At 58.0% G+C, this 12,194-nt stretch carries 13 protein-coding genes; 1 reads left to right on the forward strand and 12 read right to left on the reverse strand.

Translation table 11 applies throughout. The features are described from left to right. Positions 1-6: 6 nt before the first annotated feature. The 8 genes from CR155_RS06890 to nirK all read right to left on the reverse strand — a co-directional run bounded on the left by CR155_RS06890 (position 7) and on the right by nirK (position 8,163). Positions 7-867, reverse strand: a complete 861-nt coding sequence (locus tag CR155_RS06890) for an N-formylglutamate amidohydrolase (RefSeq protein ID WP_102069264.1) — start codon at positions 865-867, stop codon at positions 7-9. After that, on the reverse strand, positions 864-1,973 hold the full coding sequence (locus tag CR155_RS06895) for an ABC transporter ATP-binding protein (protein ID WP_102069265.1): 1,110 nt from the start codon (positions 1,971-1,973) through the stop codon (positions 864-866). Before CR155_RS06895 ends, CR155_RS06890 begins: the two co-directional genes overlap by 4 nt. Further along, positions 1,970-2,965 carry an ABC transporter ATP-binding protein gene (locus CR155_RS06900; RefSeq protein WP_102069266.1) on the reverse strand — a complete coding sequence of 332 codons (996 nt, stop codon included), beginning with the start codon at positions 2,963-2,965 and terminating at the stop codon, positions 1,970-1,972. The genes CR155_RS06895 and CR155_RS06900 overlap by 4 nt, the downstream gene beginning before the upstream one ends. Beyond that, positions 2,962-3,891 carry an ABC transporter permease gene (locus tag CR155_RS06905; protein ID WP_102069267.1) on the reverse strand — a complete coding sequence of 310 codons (930 nt, stop codon included), beginning with the start codon at positions 3,889-3,891 and terminating at the stop codon, positions 2,962-2,964. Before CR155_RS06905 ends, CR155_RS06900 begins: the two co-directional genes overlap by 4 nt. Next, the gene (locus tag CR155_RS06910) at positions 3,888-4,862 is read right to left on the reverse strand and encodes an ABC transporter permease (RefSeq protein WP_102069268.1); all 975 of its coding nucleotides are present in this window, start codon (positions 4,860-4,862) and stop codon (positions 3,888-3,890) included. The genes CR155_RS06905 and CR155_RS06910 overlap by 4 nt, the downstream gene beginning before the upstream one ends. A 14-nt stretch (positions 4,863-4,876) precedes the next feature. Beyond that, positions 4,877-6,460: an ABC transporter substrate-binding protein gene (locus tag CR155_RS06915; RefSeq protein ID WP_102069269.1), complete on the reverse strand. Its 1,584-nt coding sequence runs from the start codon at positions 6,458-6,460 to the stop codon at positions 4,877-4,879. A gap of 199 nt (positions 6,461-6,659) precedes the next feature. Continuing rightward, complete coding sequence (locus CR155_RS06920) at positions 6,660-6,986, reverse strand: c-type cytochrome (protein ID WP_102069270.1); 327 nt, start codon at positions 6,984-6,986, stop codon at positions 6,660-6,662. A 118-nt stretch (positions 6,987-7,104) separates the two neighbouring features. Next, the gene (nirK, locus tag CR155_RS06925) at positions 7,105-8,163 is read right to left on the reverse strand and encodes a copper-containing nitrite reductase (RefSeq protein WP_369406174.1); all 1,059 of its coding nucleotides are present in this window, start codon (positions 8,161-8,163) and stop codon (positions 7,105-7,107) included. 301 nt (positions 8,164-8,464) lie between these two features. On the opposite strand from nirK, the gene CR155_RS06930 reads away from it, so the two are divergent. Continuing rightward, positions 8,465-9,196: a Crp/Fnr family transcriptional regulator gene (locus CR155_RS06930; protein ID WP_102069271.1), complete on the forward strand. Its 732-nt coding sequence runs from the start codon at positions 8,465-8,467 to the stop codon at positions 9,194-9,196. Here CR155_RS06930 and CR155_RS06935 read toward each other — a convergent pair. From CR155_RS06935 to CR155_RS06950, 4 genes are all read right to left on the reverse strand, one after another. Next, positions 9,193-10,032 carry an SUMF1/EgtB/PvdO family nonheme iron enzyme gene (locus CR155_RS06935; protein ID WP_102069272.1) on the reverse strand — a complete coding sequence of 280 codons (840 nt, stop codon included), beginning with the start codon at positions 10,030-10,032 and terminating at the stop codon, positions 9,193-9,195. The two genes, CR155_RS06930 and CR155_RS06935, sit on opposite strands and share 4 nt — an antisense overlap. Beyond that, positions 10,019-10,243 (reverse strand): hypothetical protein, encoded by a 225-nt coding sequence (locus tag CR155_RS06940; protein ID WP_143705186.1) that lies wholly within the window; start codon positions 10,241-10,243, stop codon positions 10,019-10,021. The genes CR155_RS06935 and CR155_RS06940 overlap by 14 nt, the downstream gene beginning before the upstream one ends. Then, positions 10,206-11,201, reverse strand: a complete 996-nt coding sequence (lipA, locus tag CR155_RS06945) for a lipoyl synthase (RefSeq protein WP_102069274.1) — start codon at positions 11,199-11,201, stop codon at positions 10,206-10,208. Before lipA ends, CR155_RS06940 begins: the two co-directional genes overlap by 38 nt. A gap of 186 nt (positions 11,202-11,387) precedes the next feature. Further along, positions 11,388-12,173 carry an enoyl-CoA hydratase gene (locus CR155_RS06950; RefSeq protein ID WP_102069275.1) on the reverse strand — a complete coding sequence of 262 codons (786 nt, stop codon included), beginning with the start codon at positions 12,171-12,173 and terminating at the stop codon, positions 11,388-11,390. Positions 12,174-12,194 lie beyond the last annotated feature (21 nt).

The raw sequence follows: 12,194 nt of genomic DNA on the forward strand, positions 1-12,194 counted from the left end.
CCACCATCAGAGCAGCGACTTTACGAAGCCCGCCACCCTGACACTCAGTTGTGCCAGGTCGCCCTGCAATGCCTTGAAACTGGCGGCCTTTTCGTAAGTCTCCTCGTTCATGTAGAGCGCGCGGTTGACCTCGATCTGCAAGCTGTGGCGATTTTGCTGCGGGCGCCCTATCCGGGCAATCAGCGCCACACCCTTGAAAGGATCGTTGCGCGCCACGGTATAGCCGCGTTCGAGCAGGAAGTCTTCGATGATTCCAGTCAGTGTCGGATCACACGTCGTGCCATCGCGGTCGCCCAGGACGAAATCGGCCAAAGGCTTGTCGGTGTCGATTTGCAATACCGCATACGAATCTGCCGGCATGGAATGCAGGTTCAAGTGCCACACGCCGCCAAATCGCTCATGAGCCAACTCGATCTGGCGACTGAGCGCCTCATGATAGGGCTGATGGTACGTGGCGATACGATTCAGGACTTCGGCCGCCCAAAGCTTGCGGTCATAAATCGGCTGATCGCGCGCCATGCTCCATACCAGGCCATGACCCAGGCGGGATTTTTCGGTGGGATGCAGTTCGGTCGTCCATGGTTCGGCCAGGATATTGGGGTCGATGTCGTCGATATCGCGATTCGGGTCTATGTAGGTGCGGGGAAAGTTGGCGGCCAGCAAGGTCGCCCCCACTGAAGGCAGCGTCGCCCAGAGCTCGTCCACATAAGCATCCTCGCCCGTACGCAACACCGACAAGGCCAGGCAACTTTGAAAGTCCGCCGGATAAATACATCCACTATGAGGTGAATCGCAAATCAGCGGAATGGGTTCGGTGGTCGGCAAATTAAGCACATAGGGTTCAAACGAATCGTCGGCGAATTTCATTTAGTCTCCGTGGGACAAGTATCATTCAGATGACAGGCGCTTTGCTGCGTATTTCGCGGTTCCCGGGGCGAGCCAAATGGTCTTTCGGGCCCCTCAATTGGCTTGAGCAGCGGGCGTTCGATCAGGCACCGATCCATGACATGAGGACAACGCGGATGGAAGGGACACCCTGAAGGAGGGTCGATTGGCGACGGCAACTCGCCCCTGATCGGGTCGAATTGGCGACGGCCGGTGCGCAACACCGGAAGTTCTTTGATAAGGGCCTGCGTGTAGGGATGATTGGCGCGGCTGAAGATCGTATCGGTATCGGCAATCTCGACAATGCGTCCCAGATACATGATCGCCACGCGATCGGCGATATGGCTGACCACACCCAGGTTATGGCTGATGAAGAAATAGGTCAGCCCGAGTTCACGGCGCAGCCGGATGAACAGATTGAGCACTTGTGCCTGAATAGACACGTCGAGCGCCGCCACGGCTTCGTCACACACGATCAGTGCCGGCTTGAGCGCCAGGGCGCGCGCAACGCCGATGCGTTGGCGCTGCCCTCCGGAGAACTGATGGGGATAGCGGAAGCGATACGCCGGGTCCAGCCCGACTTTCTGCATGAGCTCGGCCACGTACGTTTCCATCTTTGCCCGCCCGACCAGGCGATGCACGACCGCTGCCTCGCCAATGATATCCACGACACGCATGCGGGGATTGAGCGATGAAAATGGATCCTGGAAAATCATCTGCACGCCCAACTGGTACTCGCGCCTTGTGCCCGCATCCAGCTGTGCCACAGGCCTGCCCTTGTAGCGTATCTCACCCGACGTGGGCGGCAGAATACCTGCGATCATGCGCCCCAACGTCGATTTTCCGCAGCCCGACTCGCCCACGATGCCGATGACCTCACCGGCATGCACGTCGATGTCAATACCAGCCACGGCGCGCAGGATTTGAGGCTGATGTCGTCTCTTGATGAAATTCCCGGCGCGTTGCAGGAGATCGATGGGCTGCGTAAAGTGACGCTGCAAGTCGCGTACGCTCAAAAGCGGGGCTTCGTGCTGCCCGTTTGCGGCACCGTCTGCCTGTTCGAAGGGAAGGCCGTTCTGTTGGCTCATGCCTGTACTCCCTTGTGCCAACAGCTTGCCTCGTGTCCTGGCGCCACTGCTTCCAACGCGGGGTCGAGTTCACATTGCGCGGTGGCACGATAGCAACGCGTCCTGAACGGGCAGCCTTTCGGCAAATTCAGCAGAGACGGCGTTGAACCCGGGATCTGGAAAAGATCGTGGCCGCGCGTATGAACCGATGGAATCGACGATATCAGGCCATGGGTGTAAGGATGCTGAGCGGCGCCGATGATCTGGGAGGCCATTCCGGTTTCAACGATGCGCCCCGCATACATCACCGCTATCCTGTCGGCCAGACCAGAGACGATTGCCAGATCGTGGGTGATCCAGATCAGGGCCGTTCCGGTTTCGCGACACAGCTTCTGCACTTCATACAGGATCTGTCCTTGTATGGTCACGTCCAGCGCCGTGGTGGGCTCATCGGCAATGATCAGCTTCGGCGAGTTAAGCAACGCAATCGCAATGGCAATGCGCTGGCGCATGCCGCCCGACAAATGGTGCGGATACACCGTCAGGCGCTCTTCGGGCGAAGGGATGCCCACCTTCTTCAACACGTCCAGCGACCGGGCGCGCGCGGCCTGCCGCGAGACCCGATTATGAGCTTGCACCGCCTCGATCATTTGCGTGTCGATGCGCAGCACGGGATTCAAGGTGGTGGAAGGATCCTGGAAGATCATTGCCATATCGCGGCCCCGCAGCTGTCGATATTCGTCTGGCGACAGTTTCTGCAGATCCAGGCCATTGAAATAGAGCCGGTCAGCCTGCATGCGTCCCGGTTCGTCGACCAGCTTCATCAGCGAAAAACCGGTAATGCTTTTGCCTGATCCCGATTCGCCCACCAGTCCAAGGATTTCGCCCTGCCTGATCTCCAGCGATATGCCGTCGACTGCCTTGACCACCCCTTCACGCGTATGAAAATAAGTCTTCAGGCCCTGGACATCGAGCAGCAGGTCACTGGCCGGCATGGCGCGTACCGAGTTCATAATGAGACCCCCTGGATCTCATTGCGGGGATTGAGAATGTCGCGAAGATGGTCGCCCACCAGGTTGATGGCGACAACAATCATGGCCAACGCTATGCCAGGGAAAAACGATATCCAGTAATTGCCTGACAACAGGAACTCGAAACCATTGGATATCAGCATGCCCAGCGACGGTTCCGTCACCGGGACACCGACGCCCAGGAAAGAAAGCGTAGCTTCCAGCGCGATGGCATGCGCCAGGTCGATGGTGGCAATGACCATGAGAGGCGGAATACAGTTGGGAAATATATGGCGCCACAGAATTCGATGCCATGACAGCGAGACGCAGCGGGCTGCCTCGACATACTCTTTATTGCGCTCCACGATGGCGGCCGCACGGGCGGCACGGGCGAAATAAGCCCACTGCACGGCGATCAACGCATAAATGACCTTGTCGACACCCTTGCCCAAAACCGCCAACAGGATTAGCGCGACCAGAATGGCGGGAAATGAGAGCTGGATATCCACCATACGCATGAGCACGGCATCGATACGCCCACCGAAATAGGCAGAAACAAGCCCTGCCGTGGTGCCGATGAGAAACGCTGCCGACACGGATACCAACCCTACAAACAGGCTGGTGCGCATGCCGTACAGTATGGCCGAAAACACGTCGCGTGCCTGACCGTCGGTGCCAAGCCAATAGGTAGTGCTTTCATCAAAGGTGGTGCTGCCGGGCGGCATCTTCGAATCCATGATGTCCAGGGTGGCGATATCGAACGGGTTCTGGGGCGCAATCCATGGCGCAAAGATGGCCAATAATACAAATGCGGCGAGCAGCACCAGGCCAACCACGGCAAGCTTGCTGGCCAGGAACTGTGCAACGAACACGCGCCAAAGGCTTTCATGGGCCGCCAGGGTGGGCGCGGTTGTCGGCCGAACGATCATGTAGGCGCTCCCAGACGCACACGCGGATCCAATACGGTATAGGCAATATCGACCAGCAAATTCAGCAGGGCAAGAAATACCACTGTCAGCATCAGATAGGCCACCACGACCGGCCGGTCCAGCGTAATGATGGAATCGATCAAAAGCTTGCCCATGCCAGGCCAGGAAAAAACAGTTTCGGTGACCACGGCAAACGCGATGACCTGGCCGTACTCCAGTCCGCCTATGGTGACGATGGGAATAAGTATGTTTTTCAGCAAGTGAACGGAGAGCACGCGCCGGTTGCTCAAGCCCTTGGCGCGTGCATACTTGATGTAATCCTGAGGAAGGGATTCGCGCGTTGCTGCCCGCGTTACACGAATGATCAAGGCGCATTTGGCCACGGCAATGGTTGCCGCCGGAAGAATGAGATTCTGCAAGCCCTGCCAATTGAATACGCTAAGCTCAATGGGCCCGAAAGACTGGACCGGCCCGCGCCCGCCTGCGGGAAACCAGCCCAGGATCACGGCAAACAGCATGATCAGCATCAGCCCCACCCAGAAGTTCGGTAGAGAGAACCCCAGCACTGAACCGGTCATGATCGATCGTGCGCTGATGCTTCGGGGCTTGAGACCGGCGTAGATCCCCAATGGTACCCCGATCACCATGGAGGCGAAAATAGCAAGTGTAGCCAGTTCAAGCGTGGCCGGCATGCGCTCGATAATAAGCTGCATGGCCGGTTCGCCCGTGAGGAAACTGTTGCCGAAATCGAGGTGGACCGCCTTGCTGATGAAGATGAAGTACTGGTGCCACAAGGGCAAATCGAGGCCCAGGCTGCGTCGCAAGGCCTCTCGCTGAGCGTCGCTGGCCTCGGGACTGGCAAGCATGGCCACCGGGTCGCCGACCAGGTAAAGCCCGGCAAAGACCAGGGCCGACATGACCAAGACAACCAGCACCGTCTGCAATAGACGGCGGATGATAGTCAGCAACACCAGAATGTCACCGCTTACTTGGCGAGCGTCATGTCTTGCGCGAGAGTCATCTGGTCGGTGCGTCCGCCATAGCGGATGTCCTTCTTCATGGCCCAGACCGACATTTCGAATTGCAAGGGAAGAATGCCGTAGTCTTCCATGACCTTGCTTCCCGCTTTCTGCAGCATCTCGGAACGCTTGGCGTCGTCAAGGGTGCGGGACGCCTCGATGATGAGTTCGTCGAGTTCCGGGTTGGAGTACTTGCTCCAGTTGGTGGTACCAAGGCCCAGTTCCGGCTTCTTGGTATGGACCAGAGCCGTCAGGGGATTAAGCATCTCGCCCGAGCTGGCTGCCCAACCGGCCAGGTAAGTACTGAATGCAAAGCTATCGCGCTTCTTGAAGAATACCGGAGGTGCCATGGTTTCGACGTTGGCCTTCACACCTATGCGTGCCCACATGGACGCCACGGCTTGCGCAATACGTTGGTCGTTCGTATAGCGCCCTGCCGGAGAACCCAGGCTGACCGTGAAGCCCTCGGGATAGCCAGCCTCGGCCAACAGTTTTTTTGCCCTGGCAGGATCGGCAGCCACCGCTTTTGAGAGTTTCTCGGATGTTCCGAAACCAGGATACGCCAGCAAATTGCCGGCAGGCTGGGCTGAGCCCCCCATGATGCGTTCCACGATAGCCTGGCGGTCTATGGCGAGCGACAGTGCCTCGCGCACGCGCTTGTCGGTCAGCGGGTTCTTGTCATTTGTGCCCGACATGCCCGGGGGCACTTCCTTGCCTTGGTTAAGCGCAATGTAAATCACGCGTACCGAAGGTGTTTCCTGCACGTACAGGTTCTTGTCGCTCTTGAGCTTGGGGAGGTCGTCAGTTGGTGGGTCCTCGATAAGGTCGACATCTCCCGCCAGAAGCGCGGCTACACGCGCCGCTGAATTGGAGATGGGCCTGTAGATGACCCGGTCCCATTCGGGCTTTTCGCCCCAATACAGGTCATTGCGTTCGAACACGATTTCGGCACCGCGCTTCCAGGAAACAAACTTGTAGGGTCCGGTACCCACCAGCCCGTCACCACGATTGAGCTCGACCGTGGTCTTGCCTTCAGGCGCCGGGCCGGAGGCGGCCTTTCTGGACATGATGGGAATCATGGACAGGTTGGCCAACAACACCGGCGATGCTCCCTTGGTAGTGATTTTGACGGTCAAGGGGTCGGGCGCCTCGACTTTCTCGACGGCACTGAGGTAGAGCGAATAGGATGATGGGCTATTGGGTACCAGGGGCACGCGGGCATAGGTAAACAATACGTCGTCCGATGTGAATGGCGAGCCGTCCGCAAACTTTACATTGGAGCGCAGCTTGAACGTCCAGACGTTGCCGTCGATTGTCCATGATTCTGCCAGGCTGGCGACCGGTTGAGCCTTGGCGTCAGTGCGCACCAACGGGTCGAAAAGGGTTTCCGACATCTGCGTATTGGGCGTCAGCGAGTGGAACTGAGGGTCCATGGAACTGGGCTCGGAACGCAAGGCTATGGTGAGGTCGCGCGCCTGCGTGATGCCTGCCATAGTGAAAAAGCTGGCCGCAATGGCGGAAAGAAACAGTGTTTTACGTATCGACGTCATGTTTATGCTGCCCTCTTCTGGATGGATACGGGGGTAGGCGAATAAAACAAGGCAATGCGAAAAAGCCCCACGCCTATCGGCATGGAGCCAGTGTATATAGCTGTTCTGGTTTAAATATCGGTATTTTCCCGAGGAACGATGACATACGTCGTTTATGGGAAACCACAGCGAAACCGGCTGTGTGGGGGGCAGCAAGCCCTTAGCGGGATGCGTACACCATGTATTCGACGGCGGCTTTCAGCGTGGCGTCGTCGGCCGACGAGGCGCCCCGTGGCGGCATCGCGCCCTTGCCTTTCAAGGCGATCGCCATCATGGAATCCATGCCTTTGGCAATAAGCGGCGCCCAGGCATCTTTGTTGCCTACCTTGGGGGCATTGGCCACGCCAGTGCTGTGACACGCTATGCACGCTGTCTTGTAGAGCTTCTCGCCGGCCGGGTTCACCGTCTCGGCGGCAACAGTGGCGGCAAAAGGCGCCAGGCCGGCCGAAATGGCGAGAGTCAGGGCAACATGAACGGACTTCAACATATTCATCTCCAAGAGCGGGTTTAGCCGGCCCGCACGCTGCAGGCCGCTTTCGTAGAGTTACTTTGTAGGCTGACCGTTTCGATGGCCAACCTGCATGGCGACATTGCCATTTGAATGATCAGGCAACAATGGGACCGGGTGCCTTGATCTGCTTCATCAAATCGTCGTTCCACTTTCCTTCGACCACGATATGGCCGGCGGCGCCCAGTTCAAATGCTTCGATCAGGTTGTGGTTGAGGTAGGCATAGACACCAGGCTGTTTGAAGGTGTAGAGCGCTGCGCCTGCGGATCCGCCACGAATGAACCAGGTTTCCAAGTCTTTTTCCGGCGGATTGGCAAACTTGCCGGTTTCCCAGACCCAGTCGCCATGCCCGCCGATCAAGTGTGGACGCGTATCACGATTTGCCTGGGAGTGGATAAGCAGGATAGTTTCACCAACCTTTGCCTTCAGGGCGCCTTCACCGGTCAGTGCGCCAACCTTGCCATTGAATACGATATGGGAAGGGACAAGTTTGCGCATGACCTCCACCGTATCGCCATAGCTTTCGGACAGGGTTTTGTAGTCTTTGTACTTTCCGTTCTCGTCTTTCGGGATGTACAGGTCGAACTCACCTATGGTGTAAACAGTGTCGTAGCGCAATGGATTGCCAGCCGGATCTTTCAGACCGTCGCGCGGCAACACCATCAGGGTGCCGCTCATGCCGGCCACCACATGCCAAGGCACCATACCTTCCGGTGCGCAGTGGTAAACGAAGGTGCCGGGCCGGTCGGCCTTGAAACGCAGAGTGACTTGCTCTCCGGGATTGACATTCGTCAGCTTGGCGCCGCCCAGGGCTCCGGTTGCAGCGTGGAAATCCACATTGTGCGGCATGGCATTGCTGGCCTTGTTGACCAAGGTCAATTCAACATAGTCGCCGGCGCTGACCACCAAGGTGGGGCCGGGCATGGATCCGTTGAAGGTCATCGCTTGCAAGGTGGTTCCCTTGTCGTCGATCACCATCTTCTTCTCTTCGATCTCCATGCGGAATTCGACGATGCGCGGCGCGCCGCTGGCGACTTGCTCGTGCTTGTGCACCATGGGCGGTGCGACAAGGTCTACCTTCACGCGTTTGAGCTTCGCAATTTCGGGCTCTGACAGAAACTTTTCGGCGACGGGGGCGGACTTGCCTTTGGCCATTGCTGGAGCCACCATTGCGGCTGTACCTGCCATAGCGCCCAGGCTGGCTGTTTTTAGAAATGAACGACGTTCCATGATGAAGCTCCGCTTACGATAAATGTTCGACTGCTGGCGAACGGGAATTCAGTACTCTTGATCTATGTTTCCATTTGAAACCTTTACCTGAGGCCGTTCTTTGCTGCAGCGCAAACTCGCAAGCACATTTCTGCGGGTTTTCACTAATAAGTGATTTCTGTCATTTATCTCGCCGACTGACGCCAATGGTAGAATCGAATTCCCCTATCCTTCGCATGGACAGTCAATGCCGTCAAATCTGAATAGGTCTCTTATAAAGAATCTGGATCTGTTCAAGTCTTTGTCTGATGCCGCCCTGGACTCAATACTCGAGACGGCGCAGGTGTACCGTCTCCTTACCGGCGACGCCGCCTTTCGCCAGGGTGAGGTGGCCGACCGCTTCTTCGTCCTGCTGCATGGCCACCTGAAAGTGGTGCAGGTCACGCCAGACGGCGAACAAGTCGTAGTCCGGTATGTCAATCCCGGAGATGTATTCGGGATCGCCAGGGCCATGCGGCGCCCCAACTATCCGGCATCGACACTTGCCGTGCAGGAAAGCCTGGCTCTCAGCTGGCCGTCGACTGAATGGGATGATTTCACCGCGACCAATCCGCACTTCGCTTCGAATGCCTTGCAAACAGTCGGACAGCGATTGCACGATGCACACGCGCGAATACAGGAACTTTCCACTGAAGAGGTGGAACAGCGGGTGGCACGCGCCATATTGCGACTGGTGGATCAATCCGGGCGACAAACGCCCGAAGGCATCGTTATTGACTTCCCCATCACGCGCCAGGATATTGCCGAGATGACCGGAACGACTCTTCATACCGTAAGCCGCCTGCTGAGTGCCTGGAAGGATCGAGGGCTTGTCATCAGCGGACGAAAGCGGATTGTGGTGTGCGCGGTGGACAACCTGATACGGCTGGCCGAGGGTCCCCATACATCAACGCCACAGCCCACCGACGCCAAGGTCTAGCCCCCGGAGAATGCCGGAACGCGTACGAGGCGAAAGCCCAGGTTGCTGGGTGGCACGCCTACCGAGCATGCCCCGCCCTTGGGGTCCCTGATGAAGTCGGAAATATAGCTGCGGTGTCTTCCCGCAACCGCCCGTATGCCGCAGTTCTCCGCCGGCGGCAATAGGCCGGCACCGTTTTGGTCGACATGCTGGCGGGTGTGGCAGGTATCGGTCCAGTCCCACACATTACCTACCATGTCTGAAACGCCTGCGGCATTGCTGCCAAAGCTGCCGAAAGGTCGCGGGGTGCCATCGACCGTGGATTTGCGCTGGGTCTCGAGCTTGTACTCCATTAACCACCGTTGAGCCGGGTCGCCAGGATCGGAACTGTCGACAATGACGTCTTCCTTATACATGGAGCCTGCGGCATACACCCATTCCGCGTAGGTGGGCAAACGATAGGTATAGCCCTTGACGGCAGAATACCAGGCGGCGTAATCAGTGGCATCACGCCAGCTTATGCCCACGGCGGGCAAATTCGGCGCAACGGCGCCGCGCTGCGCCTTGTCGAGTTTTTTGCAGGCACCCGCGAGGACGCATTGCTGGTACTCCGCCTGGCTGACCTGTCGCTTCATGATTTCGAAATCGCGATCGAATCGCAAGGTGGTCATTGCAGGGCTTACGGGATTGCCGTTACGCAGGAAATCGCCGGCTGGAAAATAGCTGAGTTCGCCTGCCTTGATGAGCGCGATATCGTCTTGATCCGTCTTTGCGGATTTCGGTTCTTCGCTCACCATGCCGCAGCCGGCTATGAGTGTAGTCAAGACAAAGGCAGCGATTCGATTAGGTTTCTTCATGTTCAATACCCTGTATGTATGCCGGCAGACCGGTGGCCGGCAATCCGGTGGCCGGCAATCCGGTGGCCGGCAATCCGGTGGCCGGCAGACCGGTGCTACATGGGTATTGAACGCCTACTTGAAGAAAAGATCGTTGTTCCAGCGCAAGGATCAGGGACAACCACAGACCGGCTTCAGGCGACTCCGGCGGCGTGCGCCTGTTCATCGGCATGATAGGACGAGCGCACCATGGCGCCGACCGCGGCATGACTGAATCCCATGGCATACGCTTCGCGCTCCAGCATGGCGAAGATGTCGGGATGCGCATAACGAAGCACCGGCAGATGATGCGCGGAAGGCTGCAGATATTGCCCTATGGTAAGCATGTCCACGTTGTGGGCACGTAGATCGCGCATGACGTCGAGGATTTCTTCATCGGTTTCCCCGAGGCCGAGCATCAGGCCGGACTTGGTTGACACGCCGGGATGCAAAGCCTTGAAGTCGGACAGCAACTTGAGCGAATGGTGATAATCGGAGCCGGGACGCGCCTGCTTGTACAGACGTGGCACGGTTTCGAGGTTGTGGTTCATGACGTCTGGCGGGTTCTCGTTGAGTATGCCCAATGCGCGATCCAGCCGGCCACGGAAATCGGGAACGAGCACTTCGATTCGGGTCGTCGGCGACAATTCACGCACCTTGCGTATGCACTCTACGAAATGAGCGGCGCCGCCGTCGCGTAAATCGTCGCGATCGACGGAGGTGATCACCACATAGGAAAGTTTCATGGCGGCGATGCTGCGTGCCAGGTTGACCGGCTCTTCGGTATCGAGCGGATCGGGGCGGCCATGACCGACATCACAGAATGGGCAGCGTCGCGTGCATTTATCGCCCATGATCATGAAGGTGGCCGTGCCCTTTCCGAAACATTCGCCGATATTCGGACACGATGCTTCTTCGCAGACGGTGTGCAAATTATGCTCGCGAAGAATACGCTTGATATCGTGAAAACGCGAGCCGGGCGCAGCCGCCTTGACGCGTATCCACTCGGGTTTCTTCAAGCGTTCTGTCTGCACGACCTTGATGGGAATGCGCGACGTTTTCTCGGCCGACTTTTGCTTTTGCGTTGGGTCGTAGGGAGCGGGACGCACAGTAGGCTTGCGTTCTGTTGCCTGATCAAGCGGAGTAGTCATACGGTTTCCTGCAATGAAGCGCAGGGCTTCATGCTCAAGAGCCGTGGCGTGCTTCACGCCACTGGCCTTCGGGTGAAAAGATCAGCGCGTGCCCCGCGGTGCAAGCGACTTGCGCCAGGCCAAGACACGACTGTAAGACGGCATTTTACCCCTCTGCGGGCGAGGCTGCCTAATCCCCCTGTTGCGTCAACGGCCTTCCCAGACCGGTTTGCGCTTCTGCATGAACGCATCGATGCCTTCGGAGACATCATCGGCCATCATGTTTTCCGCCATGACCTGCCCCGCGAAATCGTAGGCGTCGCCAAGGCTCATGCCGCGCTGGCGGTGATACATGGCCTTGCCGGTACGCACCGCCACCGGACTCTTGGAACAAATGGCCTGGACGAGGGAATGCACCGCGACGTCCAGCTGATCGGCGGCGACAGCATGATTGATCAAGCCATACCCCACGGCATCGTCCGCACTGATGAACTGGCCTGTAATGAGCATTTCAAACGCTTTCTTGGCCGGAACGTTTCGGGTCAACGCGACGGCCGGCGTGGAGCAGAACAGGCCCACGTTGATGCCAGACACGGCGAACTTTGCTGAATCCGATGCGATGGCAAGATCGCAGCTGGCCACGAGCTGACAACCCGCCGCGGTCGCCGTGCCGTGAACCTTGGCGATTACCGGCACCGGCAGATTCACGATAGTCTGCATGACACGGCCGCACTGTTCAAACAATCGCTGGTAATACTGCTGATCCGGTGTGGCGCGCATCTGCTTGAGATCATGGCCCGCGCAGAATGCGCGACCGGCAGCGGCCAGCACAACGCAGCGCAGCGCTTCGTCCCGCGCAGCAGCGTCGAGCTGAGTCTGCAACGCACCGAGCAGTTCTTCCGACAAGGCATTGAACTGGTCTGGACGATTCAATGTCAGCGTCAGGACGCCGTCAGTTCGATCTGACAATAGAATGGGGCTTTCTGCAGTCATTGTTCGTCTCCGGTTGGTCCG

This window comes from Pollutimonas nitritireducens, assembly GCF_002849615.1.
Taxonomy (GTDB): domain Bacteria; phylum Pseudomonadota; class Gammaproteobacteria; order Burkholderiales; family Burkholderiaceae_B; genus Pollutimonas; species Pollutimonas nitritireducens.